The organism is Bradyrhizobium sp. SZCCHNR3119 (genome assembly GCF_032487775.1).
Classification (GTDB): Bacteria; Pseudomonadota; Alphaproteobacteria; order Rhizobiales; family Xanthobacteraceae; genus Bradyrhizobium.
The window spans coordinates 1,490,082-1,507,500 of the sequence record NZ_JAUEUV010000001.1 but is presented as its reverse complement, the minus strand read 5'-3'; the positions used below and the strand labels follow the sequence as shown (position 1 = coordinate 1,507,500).

The window sequence follows — 17,419 nt, the reverse complement described above, 5'->3', positions numbered from 1 at the left end:
TCGACGTTGACCATCACGATATGCTTGCCGGCGGCGATCGCTGCGCGCGCATGCCGGATCCCAGCCGCTGGATTGCCGGTGGCCTCGATCACCACCTCGACATCCGCACTCATCGCCTTCGCCGCATCGGACGTGAACGCGGTCGCGGCGATCAACGCCTCGTCCCACCCCACGGTCTTGCACGCGTCCTTCGCACGCTGCGGATCGAGATCGACGATCGCCGTCACGTCCAGGCCGGGCACATGCGGGACCTGCGCCAGGAACATCGAGCCGAATTTGCCGGCGCCGATCAGCGCCACGCGCACCGGCTTGCCGGTGGCGTTGCGGGCCTGCAGGAGGGAGAAGAGGTTCATGGGATCATTCCGATTGGCGTGATTCCTGGGTCGCGTGGTCCTCAAAACGGCGGGACGGCCGGCCAAGATTGGCAGAATCCGGGTGGATCGCAACATTCTCCAAGACTAGATTCTGTCCATGTTGATAGGGGGCAGCAAACGATGGAGCCCGCCATGCAAGATGAATATTTCGCATTGTTCGACACCGCGGTCGGCGCCTGTGCGATCGCCTGGGGACCGCGCGGCATCAACGGCGTGCAGCTGCCGATGGGCAGTCCGGAGAAGACGCGCGTGCGGATGCGGCAGCGATTCGGCGAGATCGAGGAGGCCGCGCCGAGCTCGCAGGTCAGTCTCGCGATCGCGCGGATCACGCGTCTGTTGGCCGGTGAGGCCGATGATCTCAGCGACATCCCGCTCGATCTCGACGGCGTGCCGGCATTCCATCGCGGGGTCTATGCGATCGCGCGCACCATTCCGCCCGGCAAGACCATGACCTATGGCGAAATCGCCAAGAAGCTGGGCGGCGTCGAGCTGTCGCGCGAGGTCGGTCAGGCGTTGGGCCGCAATCCGTGCCCGATCGTCGTGCCCTGCCATCGGGTGCTCGCGGCCGGCAACAAGCCGGGCGGCTTCTCCGCCAATGGCGGCGTCGAGACCAAGTTGAAGATGCTGGCCATCGAAGGCGCCGCCGTGAATTACACGCCGAGCCTGTTCGGGTGAGCGCGGAGCGCGCGCTTACACCCACTCGCAGCTGAAGCCGTTGCCGTTGCGACGGATCCGGCCGATCGAGGGCGAGGGGAAATGCGCCGGGCAGCACAATGCGCCGCTGTCGCAACAGCGCTCCAGGAATTGCCGTCGCGTCGTTGCGGCCTGTCTCGGATCGACGTCGAATTTCGGCGACAACTCCGGATAACGCAGCTGCAGCGGCGAGTGCATCAGGTCTCCGCCGAATAGCGCCTCGTCCCGGCCCTTGCCGACGGCAATGGCGACGTGGCCCGGCGTGTGGCCGGGGGTCGGTAGGATCCGCACGTGATCGCCGATCGCGAAATCATCGCCGACGATATCGGCGCGGGCCGCCTCGACCACGGGCAGCACGCTGTCCGTGAACGGTGGGACCTCAGCCTTCGCGTTCTGCGCCGTCCAATGGTCGTATTCGTGCGCGCCGAAGATATAGCGAGCGTTCGGAAAGCTCGGCGCCCAGCGACCGTTGTCGAGCCGCGTGTTCCAGCCGACGTGATCGACATGCAGATGCGTGCACATCACGAAGTCGATGTCATTGACGGAGACGCCGGCGCCGGCGAGCGCGCGCATATAGGTGTCGTCGGTCTTCATGTTCCAGGCCGGCCGCCCCGGTCGCGGCTTGTCGTTGCCGATGCAGCTGTCGATCAGGATGGTGTGATGCGGCGTCTTCACCACATAGGACTGGAAGCAGAGGATCAGCGTATCGCGATCGTCGATCGCCTTCGCCTGTTTCAGGCTCTCGCGGCTTTCATCGAGCATGTCAGGCGTAAGATCAGGAAACATCTCGCGTGCTGCGAGAAAGGGGACTTCCTGCTCGACGATACGCTGTATGGTGAGATCGTTGACGGACAATGTCGCGCTCACGAGCCGCTTCCTTCGCCTGTTACGCCGCCGGGGGCGCCGAGACCCTGACGGACTCGCGCTCCTGCATCTTCTGATAGAACGCATCGAGCGTGGGATAGGCCTTGCGCCAGCCGCAATCGGCAAAGCGGAAATCGGCATAGCCGAGCACGCAAACCAGCCCGATCGCTGCGACGTCGAAGGGACGTGACAACAGATCCGCCTGCTGCGCAAAGCGCGCCATGCCGGTCCAGGCCCGGTTCCAGTGATCATCGCTCCAGGCCTTCCAGCGCAACGCCTCCGGGCGCACCAGCGCCTCGTAACGGCACAGCAGCATGGAATCGAGCATGCCCTGCAGCATCGAATGCTCTGTCTTCACCTTCCAGCGCGAAGGGCCGGATGCGGGGATCAGCTTGCCGCCGCCCGCGAGCTCGTCGAGATATTCGACGATCACGTAGGAATCCAGGATCACATCGCCATTATCGAGGATCAGGACCGGAAGCTTCTTCAGCGGCGTCAGTCGAGAATATTCGTCGTTCGGCTGGCCCGGCGTGACCGCCGCCGGCACGAACTCGATCTGATCGATCAGCCCGAGCTCGATCGCGGCGATGCGCACCTTGCGCGCGAAGGGTGAAGCGGGAGAGAAGGTGAGTTTCATGATGGTGCCCCTTACTGACGCGAGCAGAACGTTGTCATTGCGAGGAGCGTCAGCGACGAAGCAATCCTGGGTCTTTCCGCGGTGACAGTTCTGGATTGCTTCGCTTCGCTCGCAATGACGGCGTCGGCTTAGGCCTCGATGATCACCTGGCGCTGCTCGCCCAGCCCTTCGATGCCGAGCGTGACGACGTCGCCAACATTGAGGAAGGTCGGCGGCTTCATGCCCATGCCGACGCCCGGCGGCGTCCCCGTGGTGACGATGTCACCCGGCAGGAGCGTCATGAATTGCGAAACATAGGAGATGCACTTGGCGATCGAGAAGATCATGGTCGCCGTGGTCCCGGTCTGGCGGCGCTGGCCGTTGACGTCGAGCCACATCGAGAGGTTCTGCACGTTCGCAATCTCGTCCTTGGTGACCAGCCAGGGGCCGACCGGGCCGAAGGTGTCATGCGACTTGCCCTTGGTCCATTGTCCGAGCCGCTCGATCTGGAAATTGCGCTCGGAGACGTCGTTGCAGATGCAATAGCCGGCGACATGATTGAGAGCATCGGCCTCAGAGACGTATTTGGCGCGGGTGCCGATGATGACTGCAATCTCGACCTCCCAGTCGAGCTTGGTCGAGCCGCGCGGCTTCTCGACAGCGTCATTCGGGCCGCACAGCGCCGTGTTGGCCTTCAGGAAGAAGATCGGCTCAGCCGGAATCGGATTATTGGTCTCCTTGGCATGGTCGGAGTAGTTCAGGCCGATGGCGACAAATTTCGAAATGCCGGTCACGGGTGCGCCGAGCCGCGGATTGCCGGAGACGGCGGGCAGGGAGGCGGGATCGATCGCCGCGAGCTTCTTGAGGGATTCCGGCGCATAGGCGGCGCCGTCGAGGTCCCTGACATGCGCCGACAGGTCGCGCAGCTGGCCGGATGTGTCGATCAGGCCCGGCTTCTCCGCGCCCTTGTCGCCGTAACGCACAAGCTTCATCTGGTTTCTCTCCCTAGACCGTCTCTGGCATTCCAGAGGGCATTGTCATGGAGCAAGAGGACATGAAATTCAATCGCAGCCGCGCATGGCTGGCCCTGGCTGCCCGGCGTTTCCGCATCCCGCGCCGACGCGAGGATCAGGCCAGCGCCTCGAAGCGGAAGGCGCTGTGATCCCGCTTGATGTGCCCGGCATCGAAATGGCCGCCGATCACCAGCACGTCCTGGTCGGCGACGCGGCCGAACAGCTCCCACCGGGTCTCTGCCGCTTGCGCGGGGTCCGAATCCGCCGTGGACGACCAGTCCAGATGGGCCATCTGGCAGGGGTGATGGGCGACGTCGCCGGTCAGCAGCCCCTGTTCGCCGGCGGAGCGGATATGCAGGCTCATATGGCCCGGGCTGTGGCCCGGGGTCGGAATGAGGCTGATTTCGTCGGTGAGCCGGGCGTCGCTGGCGACGAGCTCCGCCCGGCCGGCTTCCATGACCGGCTGCACCGAATCCTCGAAGACGGCGATCTGCTCCGGCCTTTCGCTATGGTCGCGCCAATGCTCATATTCGGTGCGGCCGAACACGTAGCGCGCGTTGGCGAAGGTCGGCACCCATTTGCCGTCAGCGAGCCGCGTATTCCAGCCGACGTGATCGACATGCAGATGCGTGCAGACCACCACGTCGATGCTCTCTGGGGGAAAGCCTGCGGCGTCCATCGTCTCCAGGAACGGCGTGCTGCGGTTGTTCCAGGCCGGCACGCTGCGGTCCTGCTTATCGTTGCCGAGCCCGGTATCGACCAGGATGCGGCCGGTCGGAGTTTCCAGCACCAGTGCATGGATCGAGAGCTTCAGCCGGCCTTCGGGATTGGCGAAATGTGGGATCAGCCAGGGCAGTTTCGCGATTTCCTCAGGCGTCGCCTGCGGCAGGATGAAGCGGGTGTGGCCGATCGTCTCCAGCTCCACCAGCTTGGTGATCCGCACCCGCCCGACCGTCCATTGCATGATCACCTCCCCGATCTCATCTTGTCGTTGAACCGCGACGATGCGGGCTTATGCTGGCCCGTGCAATGGATCATCTTTCGAAAGCCGGCGTTATCGGCGAAGAGGAGAGCGAGATGCCAGAGCTGACCATATCGCCCGAGAAGGTCGCGTTCCTGATCGAGAAGGCGCGGGAGTTTGACGTCAAGGAGGACGCGAGCGATCCGGAATCGGGATCGAATGCCGCCGATGACGACATGGTCGACGTGCTCGAGGATACCCCCGACGATCCGGTGGTACGGGAGATCACCGGCTTCATCAATGCGCTCACCGAGGACGAGCAGACCGATCTCGTCGCCTTGATGCGGCTTGGCCGCGGCGACGGCGATATCGAGGATTGGGACGATCTGCGGGCCGAGGCGGCCGGACAGCGCGATCGTCACACCGCGCGCTATCTGCTCGGCGAGCCGATGCTCGGCGATCTGCTCGCCGAGGGGCTCGCAGCGTTCGGCGTCGATTGGACCGAGGAGCGCACGACTGCTGACTCCGCCAGTCCGAGCGAGCGCGACGAGGACGAGATCACCAAGCGGTCGTGATCGTCGCGCCGCTCGCGCGTCCCGTTACAGCGTGCCCGGGAAAGCGCCGCCATCGAGCAGGATGTTCTGCCCGGTGATGTAGCCGGCCTTGGCCCCGCACAGGAAGGCGCAGAAAAGGCCGAACTCTTCCGGATTGCCGAAGCGGCCCGCCGGATTGGTCTTGGCGCGATCGGCGAGGATCTGCTCCGGCGGGATCCCGCGTTTTTCGGATTCGGCCTTCGCGGTGCCGATCAGGCGGTCGGTCTCGAACGGCCCCGGCAGCAGCGCATTGATGGTGACGTTGTTGATCACGGTTTTGCGCGACAGGCCTGCGACGAAGCCGGTGAGGCCGGCGCGGGCGCCGTTGGACAGGCCGAGAATATCGATCGGCGCCTTCACCGCGGCCGAAGTGATGTTGACGATGCGGCCGAACTTGCGCGCCATCATGCCGTCGACCGTCGCCTTGATCAGCTCGATCGGGGTCAGCATGTTGGCGTCGAGCGCCTTGATCCAGTCGTCGCGGGTCCAGTTGCGGAAATCACCGGGCGGCGGACCGCCGGCATTGTTGACCAGGATATCCGGCTCCGGGCAGGCCTTCAGCACGGCCGCACGCCCCTCCAGCGTGGTGATGTCGCCGACCACCTCGGTCACGGTGATGCCGGGCGAGGCGGCGCGGATCTCGGATGCCGTCTTGGCCAGCGCCTCGGCGCCGCGGGCAGTGATCGTCACATCGACGCCCTCATTGGCGAGCGCGAAGGCACAGGCGCGGCCCAGTCCCTTGCTGGAAGCACAGACGATGGCCCGGCGGCCCTTGATCCCGAGATCCACGATTGATCACTCCACGATATCAGTTGAGGCTTGAAAGAAGCTGGCATTCTAGCCAAGGCAGGCGGCGCTGATAAGCGCAAACGGCCCCTGCCGAATTGCATGCCTCATTGCAGGCCTCGCCTCGCACGCCGATGCCGTGCCGCAACGCGGCATCAGATGCGCTGTTGCTGCTTCAGGCGCTCGATCGCCGCGGCGGCTTCCGGAGGCAGCGAGCGGAAACCGCGCTGTGCCGCCAGCGAGAACAGCGGCCGCAGCTGCGAGCCGGTGAGAAAACCTGGCTGGCGTTCGGCCGGCACCAGCTGATCGAATACCAGCACCAGGGTGGTTGCGACCATGCCGACGCGCACCGCGCCGAGCGCCGCCCCGCCGAGCCGGTCGCCGAATCCGGCCTCCGGCCCGATCGCCTCGTCCAGGAGCATGCGCGCGAGTTGGCCGAAGGCCATCCCGATCAGGAGGAAGGCGGCGAAGAACAGCACCCAATTCTGCAGGAAGGGCGAGACCGGCTGGGCCTGCAGAATTGGCCCGAGGCTTGCGGTCGCCGCCGCAGCGAGCGGCATGGCCAGGAGATAAGCGAGGATGTTGACGGCGCTGCGCAACAGCCCGGTGCTGAAGCCGTTATAGACGGCAATCACAAGTGCGACGTAAACGGCGAGGTCGAAGCTGTTCATGGCTGATCCGCCTGGGTTGTACGCGGCGTGCGTAAACAATTCGCCTTTGCGCGCCTTCAAATCGTCTGTATCAATCCGCGCCAACACATAAAGGAAACGCAAGGTCGCCCATGTCCGATCTGTTCGATGTCAGCCGGGAAGTGATCCTCATCACCGGCGCGAGCCAGGGCCTTGGCCGGCAATTCGCGCGGGTCTTGTCGGCGCATGGCGCGGCCGTGGCGCTCGCGGCCCGGCAGACGTCCAAGCTGAAAGCGCTCGAGGACGAGATCAAGGCGAAGGGCGGCCGCGCTGCGGCGGTGCAGATGGACGTCACCAGCACGGCGTCGATTGCGCAAGCGATCGATGCGGCGGAAGCCACGCTCGGCCCGGTCACGGTGCTGATCAACAATGCCGGCATCGCGGTGGAGAAGCTCGCGATCGAGCAGAGCGAGGCCGATTGGGATGCCGTGATCGGCGCCAATCTGAAAGGCGCCTATTTCGCCGCCACCGAGATCGCGCGCCGGATGATCGCGCGGCAGTCGGGCGGCAACATCATCAACATCGCCTCCGTGCTTGGCTCGAGCGTGGTGAAGTTCGTCTCGCCTTATGCGATCTCCAAGGCGGCCGTGATCCAGGCGACCAAGGCGCTCGCTCTGGAGCTGGCCGCCAACGACATCCGCGTCAACGCGCTGGCGCCCGGCTATATCGACACCGAGATCAACCACGACATCTGGAATACGCCGGCGGGCGAGAAGCTGATCAAGCGCATCCCACAGCGGCGCGTCGGCCACGAAAGCGATCTCGACGGCGCCATCATGCTGCTCGCCTCCCCCGCCTCACGCTACATGACCGGCAGCGTCGTCACCGTCGATGGCGGGTTCTTGCTGACGTAGTGCGCCGCTGATTCAAAGCTCTCCGTCAAGCCCGGCCATGACGGCGCAGTCGCAGCTTTATCGCTCACCGCATCTCGCCTCTGATCATATCGGCCGCTTTCTCCCCGATCATGATGGTTGGCGCGTTGGTGTTGCCGCCGATCAGCGTCGGCATGATCGAGGCATCGACCACGCGCAATCCTGACATGCCCCGCACCTTGAGTGTGGGGTCGACGACGGCGAGTGGATCGTTCACGCCCATCTTGCAGGTGCCGACCGGGTGATAGACCGTGTCGACGCGGGCGCGCAGGATGGCTCTGATGTCATCGTCCGTTTTCACGTCGGCGGTGAACAGATCGCGCGTCTGCAACCCGCGCATCGCCGGGGTTTCCATCAGACGGCGTGTCGTCTTGTAGCCGGCGACCATGGTCGCGAGATCCTCGTCTTCACCGAGGAAGTTCGGATCGATGAGGGGGGCCGCGAGCGGATCGGCGTTCTTCAGCGTCACCGTGCCGCGGCTCTTCGGCCGCAACAGGCAGACATGGCAGGAGAAGCCGTTGCCGTGCCGCTTGCGGCCGTGATCCTCGGTGACGGCCATGCCGAAATGCAGCTGGATGTCCGGGACGTCGAGGTCCGGCCGCGTCTTCAGGAAACCGCCACACTCGGCGAAGTTCGACGTCATCATCCCGCGGCGTTCGCGCCGATATTGTCCGATGCCTCGGATCAGCCGCGCGAGCCCTTTCGGCGACAGCGAGGAGAAGTTCGGATTGTCGGAGGTGTAGGCGAAGATGAAATCGGGGTGGTCCTGCAGGTTCTTACCGACCCCGGGCAGATCGTGCACGCTCGCGATGCCGAGCCGTGACAGCTCGGCGGCATCGCCGACGCCCGATAGCATCAACAGTTGCGGCGTCTGGAAGGCGCCGGAGGCCAGGATCACCTCCCGCCTGCAGCGGATTTCCTTCACCTCCTTGCCTTGCCGATACTTCACCCCGACCGCGCGCTTGCCGTCGAACAGGATCAGTGTCGCGCGCGCGCCCGTCTCGACGCGCAGATTGCTGCGCTTGCCCAGATGCGGCTGCACATAGGCGCGCGCCGCGCTCCAGCGCTCACCATTGTGCTGGGTGACCTGGTAGAGGCCGAGTCCCTCCTGATGCTCGGCATTGAAATCGTCGCGGATCGGAAACTGCGCTTCCCGCGCCCCCTGCAGGAAAATCTCATGCACGGGATTGTCCGTGCGCAGCCGGCTGACATGCAACGGTCCGGTCGTCCCGTGATAGTCGCCGTCGAAATCGGCGTTGTTCTCGGCACGCTTGAAATAGGGCCGCACGTCGGCGAACGACCAGCCGGTGTTGCCGAGCGCGGCCCAATGGTCGTAATCGGCGCGATGTCCACGGATATAGACCATGGCGTTGATGGCGGAAGAGCCGCCGAGCCCGCGTCCGCGCGGCTGATAGCCGGTGCGGCCGTTCAGGCCCTTCTGCGGCAGCGTGGTGAATCCCCAATTGTTGACGGGACCCGCCACCATCAGGAACAGCATATAAGGCGTGGTGACGATCCAATTGTCGCAACGCCCGCCGGCGTCAAGGAGCGCAACGGACGTTCCGGAATCCTCCGACAGCCGCCCGGCCACGGTGGCGCCGCCGCTACCGGCGCCGACCACGATGAAATCGACCTCGTTCGCCACGTATTTCTCCCTAGGCGTACCAGTTTTCTTGTGTTGCTTCCGTCGTCATTGCGAGGAGCTGAAAGCGACGAAGCAATCCAGCTTTCTCGGCAAGACTGGATTGCTTCGCTTCGCTCGCAATGACGACGTCGTGCATTCGAGATCCCGAGTTCGGACTTCGCGTTCCTCGGAACGATGAATGGGTTTCCTCAGCTCAGCCAACGCAGCAGTTTTTCGATCCGCGCGATCTTGGCGCCATAGGGCGGATAGAGATCGGCCATGCGGTTGAGCGGCGACCGGTAGAACACCGGTTTCAGCTTGCTGAAAGTGTCGAAGCCCCATTGGCCGTGATAGCAGCCGGTGCCTGAGGCGCCGACCCCGCCCATCGGCTGGTTGATTTGCGCGAAATGCAGGAGGCAGTCGTTGATGGTGACGCCGCCGGAGACCGTGCGCGAGAGCACCTCGTCACGCGCGGCGTCATCGGTGCCGAACCAATAGAGCGCGAGCGGCCGGTCATGCGCGTTGATGTAGGAGACGGCCTCCTTCGGCTCGCGGTAAATCAGGGCCGGCAGCAGCGGCCCGAAGATTTCCTCCTGCATGATCGCCATCTCTGGCGTCGCGCCGACGACCACGGTCGGCGGGAATTTACGCAAGCCTTTCCAGGCGGGATCGCCGGCAGCTGCCGGCTGCAACAGTTTCGCGCCTTTCGCCACAGCGTCATTGGCGAGGCTCTCGAGCCGGCTGTAATGGCGCTCGGAGATGATCGCGGTGTAGTCCTTATTGGCGGGATCGGTGCCGAACATCGCCTGCATGTGCCCATGTACCTTGCCGGCAAACTCAGCCAGCGAGGCCTCCGGCACGAACACATAGTCCGGCGCGATGCAGGTCTGCCCGGCATTGAGCAGCTTTGCATAGGCGATGCGTTGCGCGGCTTCGTCGAGATTTGCGGAGCGATCGACGATGGTCGGTGACTTGCCGCCGAGCTCGAGCGTGACCGGCGTAAGATTCCTTCCGGCGGCTTCCGCGACGATGCGGCCCACCCGGGTCGAGCCGGTGAAGACGAGGTGATCGAACGGCAGGCGTGCGAAGGCTTCCGCGACGCCATCCTCGATGCCGGTGACGGTCAGTTCCGCCGGCTCGAAATCGGCGGCAATCAGCTCCTTCAACAGCGCCGAGAAGCGCGGAGTGAGCTCGCTCGGCTTGATCACGACGCGGTTGCCGGCGGCGATCGCGCCGATCGCCGGCGCCAGCGTCAGCTGCAGCGGATAATTCCAGGGCGCAATGATGCCGACCACGCCGAGCGGCTGTGGCATCAGCCGGTTGGCGGCCGGCCAGAATTGCAGCGCGGTGGCAATCCAGCGCGGCTTCATCCAGCGCGGCAGCATCTTGATGGTATGCCGGAGCTCGCTCTGCAGAAACAGCGTCTCGGCAATGGTGGTCTCGATCGCGCAGCGATGGCCGAAATCCTCGGAGATCGCCGCGACGAAGCGCTGCTCATTATCGGCGAGCAGCTTGCGCAGCCTCTTCAGCCGCGACAGTCGCGCCGGCAAAGCGGGCGGTGGCGCGCTCCGCGATGCCTCGACCATGGCGTGGAAAGTGTCGTCCAGCGCGGATAAAGGCGGGCTTTTCAGCGACCGGTCCATGGACGTCTCCTTCACCGTTTCCTGCGGGTGCGTTTATCGTCTCGGCCTGCGCGACCGTCGTTTGCGCCGAAAGCTCGCGCTTTGCGGAACCGTTGGCAAGGGGAGGGGAAGGGCGTGGCCAGGCAATGGCGGGTTCAGCCAGGCGCGGTGCTGAGGCATGCGCTTCAAGCCGATCCGTGCCGGAGACCTGTGCCGGTTGTATCCTATTGACGTATCATCAAAATTCGATCTTGGCTCCAGCCGTCCCCGAGTGTCACAAATCTGGAAAAAAACTTGCGCCAAGCCCCTTTCCAAACCGGTCCGGCGTTGGTACATACCGGCCGCGCCCCACAGCCGACCCGGCCGTCGGGGCCTAAGCCTTCTCAGGAAGCCTTAATAGACGGATGACTGGCGCGCGAGGAGCGTTAGCCAGGATCATTTGTCTCTTCGGTTTGTTGGCAAGCGCGCTTCGGTTTATCGCGGGGTGGAGCAGCCCGGTAGCTCGTCAGGCTCATAACCTGAAGGTCATAGGTTCAAATCCTATCCCCGCAACCAAATTCGGACATCACCGGTTCCGATACGAAAATGGCCCGCATTGCGCGGGCCATTTTTGTTTGGCGAGATGATTTGCCGGCCGTGTCATGCACGACGAGTCTCACGCCAGTTCGCCGCACCAGCGCGGTGCCATTGCTCTCGTGCTTCCGCGATTCTGCACGCAAGAAGAACGGCCGCGCCTACCGGCACGGCCGTTCTAACGCTTAGTGAAGCGTAGGATTTGACGTTCGCCTGAGCAGTCCCGCGAACTGCGGAGCAAACGTCAAATCAGCTTCATCCGTTATTCGACGCGCGGCGCCCCCTCAGGCCTTCAACGCCAGCAGACCGCCCATCGCCGGGTCCGACTTGCTGTCGCGTCCGGTCTCGACATGCCCGGTCAGCCGGTACTCGAAATGCGGGTCTTCCGCGACCGTGACGACGAGGTCGTACCAGCCGTGGAAACGCTCAAGCGGCAGCCTGCCGTCGGCACGCCCGTTCGGGCCAAGCGTGCGGACCATCTTTTCGCCGGTATACGCATCGAACAGGGTCACGGTGGCCTTCTGCGGCCGCGTGTTCCGCACCGACAGCGAGATCAAGTTGTCGTCGTCATCTCCATAGCCAGAGCGGATATCGAGCGCTACCGCGCCAGAGCCGACGCTGCCCTTGAACGAGCGGGTGAACCCGTTCGGGCCGTAGACGGTGAGGTCGTACGTTCCGGTGACGGTCCAGGATCCCGACAGGGTCTTGCCGGCCTCGACCGTGTAGGTCCGGACCGGGTCGGTGGTGCTGCCCGAGCGGACGTGGAACACGGCGCCGGCCTTGCCGCTGTTGATGAACTGCAACGCGATCGTGCCGGCGGTAACGTCGACCTTGCCATAGACATTCAGTTCGTAGGGCAGGGCGCGCGCCGGGCGAATGCCCTTTTCCTGCTCAGGAATACCGATGATCACGTTGTTCGGCTTGATTGCGACCGTCGGCGGGCTGACGGTGCCCGACAATTCGCCGACCGACGGCAGATAGCCGGCGGTGGACGGCAGCTTGACCTGATCGTCGTCGTCCCGATCCCGATCCGGGTTCTTGAAATTGAACACCGAAGTCAGGTCGCCGCAGACGGCGCGGCGCCAGGGCGAGATGTTGCGTTCGTAGACACCGAAACGCTTTTCGATGAACTGGATCGTCGACGTGTGATCGAAGACTTGCGAGTTCACGTAACCGCCCTTGCTCCACGGCGAGATCACGAGGCACGGCACCCGGGTCCCCAGTCCGATCGGGCCGGCCGGCGATGCGGTCGTGACGATCTCGTTGTGGTAGTCGACCGTCGAGGCGCCCATGTCGGGCGTAGCCGGCACGGCCGGCGGCGGTGAAGGCGGAACGACGTGGTCGAAGCTGCCGTCGGCTTCGTCGTAGTTGATGATGAAGACCGTCTTGCTGAACACCTCCGGCTTCGACACCAGGATGTCGAGCACCTGCGAGATGTACCAGGCACCATAGTTGACGGGCCAGGAGGAGTGCTCGGTGTAGCCGGCCGGCGCGACGATCCAGGAGACCTGGGGCAGCGTCCCGTTCTGCACGTCGGCCTTGAACTGGTCGAACTGGCTGAGAGCCCAGGCTGTCCAGGCGGAGGCCGGAGCGTTGGCCGCAGGCTGATTGTAGGCCAGCTGTGTGCCGGTGCAGGCATTGTCGAACAGCGGGTTGCCGGCGCTCGAGTTCGCGTATTGGGCAAAATACAGCAGCGAATTATCCGTATAGTCGCCGCTGAAATCGCCGGCCGGGCCTCCATCGCCGAAGTCCGGCGCGAACGTGCTACCCGCCAGGTCCTGATAGACTTTCCAGCTCACGCCGGCCTTGGTCAGCACCTCGGGAAACGTCTCCCAGCTCAGGTAATGCCCCTGAGGAAGGCCATTGCTGGTGATCGGGCCTGCGCCGAAGCCGTCCGTTCCGCCCGCGCCCACGTAATCGACGTTTCCGATGCTGCCGGTCCACATGTAGCAGCGGTTCGGATTCGTCGGGCCCAAGATCGAAGAGTAGTAGTTGTCCAGCACCGTGAAGGCGTCGGCCAGCGCGAAGTGATAGGGAATGTCGGCGCGCGTGAAGTACTCCATCGCGACCGCGCCTTTTTGCGCTGCCCAGCCGTCGTACTGCCCCATGTTCCAGGCGATGTGGTTACGGCTCCAACCATGGTCGGTGCCGCCGAGATAGGTGAGGCCGAGGCTGTTGAGGCCGGCGCTGATCTTTTGCGGGTCGATGCGCAGCGGCGGAATCACGGGAACGCCGTTGGCCGGGCCGCCGAGGTTGCCGTAATTCGGCGGAACGGAATAACCGGCTGCGATATTTGCCGCGCTGGCAGGCTGCAGGAAGACCGACGCCTTCACGGCGCCTCCGGTCTGAAGCGGCAGGTTGATCTTGACGGCGCGCGGATCGGCGAAGCCGCGGACGCCGCGCAGCGTGCCGAAGTGATGGTCGAACGGACGATTCTCCTGCATCAGGATCACGATGTGCTCGACATCCTTGATCGTGCCTGTGCGGTGATGAGCGGGAATCGCGAGCGCCTTCGCGACGTTTGTGCTGAGCGTGGTCGCTGCAGCGCCCGCCGCCAACATTTGCAGAAACTGACGACGATCGGTATTGGTCAACGAGCTAGCCCCCAAGTCATGCTGTGTGAAGATTGATCGAGGCAAGCCGAATGGCATCGCTCGAAATCAGGTGAAGGGCGCACGCTAGGAACCGATCATTGCGCGCAGATGAAATATCTATGAAGCGAGAGTGAAGTGATGGTGACCGAGCTCGATCGCCGCGATACGAATGCCGATACGTTAGCCGCGGAGCTGCGTCACGTTCAGGATCTGACCTCCGCTCGTCGGCACACGGAAGCGCTGGCCGCGGCCCGCGCAGTGCTGCAGCGGGCGCCATCGCAGCGGCGCGCGCTTTATTTTTCGGCCCTGAACCTTCGTTTGCTCGATCAGCCGAAGCAAGCTCTCCAGGCGCTGGATGGGTTCGAGCGCGCTCAGCCAAGCTTCAGCCTGCTGTTCCAAGAGCGCGGTCATTGCCAAGTGGCGCTGGGAAATCCGGCGTCCGCGATCGAGTCGTTCGAACGCGCGGTCGAACTCAATCCTGCACTCGGATCGAGCTGGGCGATGCTCGAACGACTGCTCGGCGCTGCCGGCCAGAGGCGGAGAGCGCAGGTGGCATCACAGCACCTTTCGAAACTGAGCGAATTGCCGCGCGCGGTCGTGGAGGCGGGCAGCTGGTTCTGTGACGGCGAGTACTTGGCAGCGGAGAACCTTCTGACGAGCTACATCGAGCAGGATGGAAGGCATGTCGAGGCGTTGCGCCTGCTCGGGCGGATCGCGCAGCGGCGCGGCGCAACGGATCGGGCCGAGAGTCTTTTCCGCGAAGTGGTGCAGAATGCACCCGGTTATTCCGCCGCGCGGTTGGATCTTGTGCGCATTTTGATCGGGCGCCAGAAATACGCGGCGGCGCTGGACGAGATCCAGCCGCGCCTGCAGACGGAGCCGTCCGATTCCGATGCCCGATTTTTGCGCGCCACGAGCCTCGCGGGCCTCGGTCGCTATGACGTTGCGGTGCCGATCTTCCGCGAACTGCTCTCGGAGACGCCGGAGCTTAATCATCTGCGCATCGTGCTTGGGCATTCGCTGAAGGCGCTCGGCCGGGCCGACGAGGCGGTGCAAGCCTATCAGGACGCGACCAACGGCCGAGCCGATATCGGCGATGCATATTGGAGCCTCGCCAACCTGAAGACATATCGGTTCAGCGACGACGAGATCAGGCGGATGCGGGAGCTCGAGGCGCTACCGGCTCCGGGGCTGCCGGATCGCGAACATCTTTGCTTCGCGCTCGGCAAGGCGCTGGAGGATCGGGCCGAGTTTGGCGCGTCCTGGTCGTTCTACGAACGCGGCAATTTGCTGGTGCGAGCGAAGAGGGGCTATCGCGCCGAGGTCACGGATGATCGCGCACGTCGCCTGATCGAGACCTGCAGCGAGGAATTCCTTGCGGCCCGCAGCGGTGCCGGCGCCGCCGACCGCGATCCGATCTTCATCGTCGGCCTGCCACGCTCGGGTTCGACGCTGCTCGAACAGATCCTGGCCTCGCACCCGGACGTGGACGGGACGCAGGAACTGCACGACATTCCGCGCGCCGTTTCGGAATTCCGCGGACGCTATCCGGATCTGTTGCCAGGGCTCGACCCGCTTCTGTTCGAACGCCTCGGGCGGCGCTACGTGGACGAGACGCGCGTCTACCGGTGTGGGCGGCCGCGTTTCATCGACAAGATGCCGAACAATTTCTGGCACATCGGCCTGATCCACCTGATGCTGCCGAATGCGACTATCATCGACATCCGGCGCGAGCCGATGGCCTGCTGTGTCAGCAACCTCAAGCAATTTTTCGCGAGAGGGCAGGAGTTCTGCAACGGAATCGAGGAGATCGCGAGCTATTACAGGACGTATCTGGAGTTGATGCGTCACTGGGATCGAGTCCTGCCGGGCCGGGTGCTGCGGGTCAGTTACGAAGACCTGGTCGAAGATCTCGATGGCAGCGTGCGTCGGATCCTTGCGCATTGTGGGCTCGCATTCGACGCCGCCTGTCTGGAATTCCACAGCAACCGCCGTGCGATCAATACCCCAAGCTCGGAGCAGGTGCGCCGGCCGCTGTTCCGCGACGGACTTTCGCAGTGGCGGAACTACGCGCCCTGGCTCGATCCGTTGAAGGACAGTCTGGGCGATGCAATCAATCGGTATCGGGACTAAAAGAAAGACCGCCTCGCGGGCGGTCTTCCATTCGTCGATCGTGAGGCGGTGATGGCGGAATTCGTCGCCTTCGGCGCGGTCCGCCCGTGCTGGATATGTGTCGAGACGGGCGGCTGAGCGTGGACATGCGACGAATGCGATATTACTTCCGCCCGTCGAAGAGATCGTTCATCGTATCGGTCGTGGCATCGCATGCGTGATTGAGGCAGGGCAGCCCGAGCGCCCCCTCGATCGACTTCAGCAGCGAGTAGTGCGTATAGTAACGACCGCTCTTGCGTGCATGCGAATCATCGGCGTCGTGATCGTGGTCGCCGTCATTGGTATCCACGATCAGCGCCACCTGGTTGGTGATCGGAGCGTTGGCGTAGTCGCTTTCATCCCAGACGATGACGATGGCGTTCCTGCCTTCGTTCCATGACGGCGAGGCCTTGATCGCACCGACGATCCTCTCCAGTGCGACGTCGCCCTGATACATCAAGGCCGGGTTGAGGCCCTTCTGCGTTCCGACATCGTTCGGATCGTAATCGCACTGCGGGCCGGCGCCGCTGCGGCCATGCTGATCGTTGCACTGGTTCGGCGCGATGAACGAGAACGTCGGCACGTGACCTTTGCGGAGGTCCGCAAACAGGCCTGTGTTGCCGTCGAAGCTTGCGACATTGCCGAGGCTCAGCCCGGGATGCGTCCCGTTCTGGATGTCCAGGAAATAGGCGAACGGATTATGCTTCACGGCATACAGTCCGACGACGCCGTCGGTTACGCCGGCGCTGGTTGGCGGGTTGAGGTTCGAGAACACGCCGTCGGCACTGTTGACGTTGTCGGCGCCGGTCGGCGGGAGGCTCTCCTGATAAGTCTTCCAGGTGCCGCCCTTCGCGACGATCTGATGCGCGATCGTCTTCGCGACGGTCGGTTGCGCCGGGTACGACGCCGAGCCATTGATGTTGATCACGGGCCCCGGCTGGTTGCCTTCGAGGTTGCTGGTGTCGATCGCAGGGGTCGCCGCATCATTTCCCGCGCCGCGGAAAGGGCAGATGTTCGGATACGAGCTCTGATCCAAAGCCGGCTGGCCGGTGCTGAGGTTGGTCTGGCAGCTCCCATTGTGCCAATCCGGCGAATGATCGTTCAGCACGCCGAAATTCGAACCGCCGACGACTTCCAGGTAGTTCGTCAGGCTGGGGTGGCCGACGGCGAAATAATTGGTCGCGAGCCCGGCCTTGTTCGCCAGCTTGTTGGTGAACGGCATGTTCGGGTTGTTGATGATCTCCGCGTAGCCGTGGTTTTCCATCATGATCAGAAACACGTGATCGAGATGGCGCATGCCATAGGGGACCGGGCCTTCCTTCGCGAACGCGGTCGCTGCGACCGACGCCGTTGCGACTCCGGCGAGCAGGGCGATAACAGTCTTTTTCATTTAA

Annotated in this window: 16 protein-coding genes and 1 tRNA gene (1 of these 17 running past the window's edge); 5 read left to right on the top strand and 12 right to left on the bottom strand. The window is 63.9% G+C overall.

Features of this window, described 5'->3' with window-relative positions:
• Positions 1-353, bottom strand: partial view of an NAD(P)H-dependent oxidoreductase gene (locus QX034_RS07235; RefSeq protein WP_315706388.1) — the beginning only. It extends 952 nt beyond the left edge of the window; only the first 353 of its 1,305 coding nucleotides appear in the window; it begins with the start codon at positions 351-353; its stop codon lies beyond the left edge, outside the window.
• A 153-nt stretch (positions 354-506) separates the two neighbouring features.
• On the opposite strand from QX034_RS07235, the gene QX034_RS07230 reads away from it, so the two are divergent.
• Positions 507-1,049, top strand: a complete 543-nt coding sequence (locus QX034_RS07230) for a methylated-DNA--[protein]-cysteine S-methyltransferase (RefSeq protein ID WP_315706387.1) — start codon at positions 507-509, stop codon at positions 1,047-1,049.
• Positions 1,050-1,064: 15 nt separating this feature from the next.
• Here QX034_RS07230 and QX034_RS07225 read toward each other — a convergent pair whose 3' ends face one another.
• The 4 genes from QX034_RS07225 to QX034_RS07210 form a co-directional block, all read right to left on the bottom strand.
• On the bottom strand, positions 1,065-1,934 hold the full coding sequence (locus QX034_RS07225) for an MBL fold metallo-hydrolase (protein WP_315747593.1): 870 nt from the start codon (positions 1,932-1,934) through the stop codon (positions 1,065-1,067).
• A 19-nt stretch (positions 1,935-1,953) separates the two neighbouring features.
• The gene (locus QX034_RS07220; protein ID WP_315706385.1) at positions 1,954-2,568 is read right to left on the bottom strand and encodes a glutathione S-transferase family protein; all 615 of its coding nucleotides are present in this window, start codon (positions 2,566-2,568) and stop codon (positions 1,954-1,956) included.
• A gap of 128 nt (positions 2,569-2,696) precedes the next feature.
• Entirely contained in the window at positions 2,697-3,539 is an 843-nt protein-coding gene (locus tag QX034_RS07215) for a fumarylacetoacetate hydrolase family protein (protein WP_315706384.1), read from the bottom strand.
• Positions 3,540-3,675: 136 nt separating this feature from the next.
• Positions 3,676-4,524: an MBL fold metallo-hydrolase gene (locus tag QX034_RS07210; protein WP_316195135.1), complete on the bottom strand. Its 849-nt coding sequence runs from the start codon at positions 4,522-4,524 to the stop codon at positions 3,676-3,678.
• A 113-nt stretch (positions 4,525-4,637) separates the two neighbouring features.
• On the opposite strand from QX034_RS07210, the gene QX034_RS07205 reads away from it, so the two are divergent.
• A complete protein-coding gene (locus tag QX034_RS07205; RefSeq protein WP_315706382.1) occupies positions 4,638-5,096 on the top strand; it encodes a DUF3775 domain-containing protein in 459 nt (152 codons plus the stop codon).
• A gap of 24 nt (positions 5,097-5,120) precedes the next feature.
• Here the strand turns inward: QX034_RS07205 and QX034_RS07200 are convergent, their stop codons facing one another.
• Both QX034_RS07200 and QX034_RS07195 read right to left on the bottom strand, forming a co-directional pair.
• The gene (locus tag QX034_RS07200; protein WP_315706381.1) at positions 5,121-5,903 is read right to left on the bottom strand and encodes an SDR family oxidoreductase; all 783 of its coding nucleotides are present in this window, start codon (positions 5,901-5,903) and stop codon (positions 5,121-5,123) included.
• 152 nt (positions 5,904-6,055) lie between these two features.
• Complete coding sequence (locus tag QX034_RS07195; protein ID WP_315706380.1) at positions 6,056-6,571, bottom strand: CvpA family protein; 516 nt, start codon at positions 6,569-6,571, stop codon at positions 6,056-6,058.
• A gap of 110 nt (positions 6,572-6,681) precedes the next feature.
• Here QX034_RS07195 and QX034_RS07190 point away from each other — a divergent pair, with 110 nt between their 5' ends.
• A complete protein-coding gene (locus QX034_RS07190) occupies positions 6,682-7,443 on the top strand; it encodes an SDR family oxidoreductase (RefSeq protein WP_315706379.1) in 762 nt (253 codons plus the stop codon).
• A 64-nt stretch (positions 7,444-7,507) separates the two neighbouring features.
• Here QX034_RS07190 and QX034_RS07185 read toward each other — a convergent pair whose 3' ends face one another.
• Genes QX034_RS07185 through QX034_RS07175 form a run of 3 tightly spaced genes read right to left on the bottom strand, consistent with a single transcriptional unit; the run spans position 7,508 to position 10,728 of the window.
• Positions 7,508-9,106 (bottom strand): GMC family oxidoreductase, encoded by a 1,599-nt coding sequence (locus QX034_RS07185; RefSeq protein ID WP_315744263.1) that lies wholly within the window; start codon positions 9,104-9,106, stop codon positions 7,508-7,510.
• A 10-nt stretch (positions 9,107-9,116) separates the two neighbouring features.
• Complete coding sequence (locus QX034_RS07180; protein ID WP_316195133.1) at positions 9,117-9,242, bottom strand: hypothetical protein; 126 nt, start codon at positions 9,240-9,242, stop codon at positions 9,117-9,119.
• Between the two features lie 52 nt (positions 9,243-9,294).
• Positions 9,295-10,728 (bottom strand): coniferyl aldehyde dehydrogenase, encoded by a 1,434-nt coding sequence (locus tag QX034_RS07175; RefSeq protein ID WP_316195131.1) that lies wholly within the window; start codon positions 10,726-10,728, stop codon positions 9,295-9,297.
• Between the two features lie 457 nt (positions 10,729-11,185).
• On the opposite strand from QX034_RS07175, the gene QX034_RS07170 reads away from it, so the two are divergent.
• Positions 11,186-11,262 (top strand) — tRNA-Met (locus tag QX034_RS07170).
• Positions 11,263-11,564: 302 nt separating this feature from the next.
• On the opposite strand, the gene QX034_RS07165 is transcribed toward QX034_RS07170, so the two are convergent.
• On the bottom strand, positions 11,565-13,874 hold the full coding sequence (locus QX034_RS07165) for a phosphocholine-specific phospholipase C (protein WP_315707289.1): 2,310 nt from the start codon (positions 13,872-13,874) through the stop codon (positions 11,565-11,567).
• Between the two features lie 138 nt (positions 13,875-14,012).
• Here QX034_RS07165 and QX034_RS07160 point away from each other — a divergent pair, with 138 nt between their 5' ends.
• Positions 14,013-16,007 (top strand): tetratricopeptide repeat-containing sulfotransferase family protein, encoded by a 1,995-nt coding sequence (locus QX034_RS07160; RefSeq protein ID WP_315707305.1) that lies wholly within the window; start codon positions 14,013-14,015, stop codon positions 16,005-16,007.
• Between the two features lie 142 nt (positions 16,008-16,149).
• Here the strand turns inward: QX034_RS07160 and QX034_RS07155 are convergent, their stop codons facing one another.
• The gene (locus tag QX034_RS07155; protein WP_315707288.1) at positions 16,150-17,415 is read right to left on the bottom strand and encodes an alkaline phosphatase family protein; all 1,266 of its coding nucleotides are present in this window, start codon (positions 17,413-17,415) and stop codon (positions 16,150-16,152) included.
• Positions 17,416-17,419: the final 4 nt, after the last annotated feature.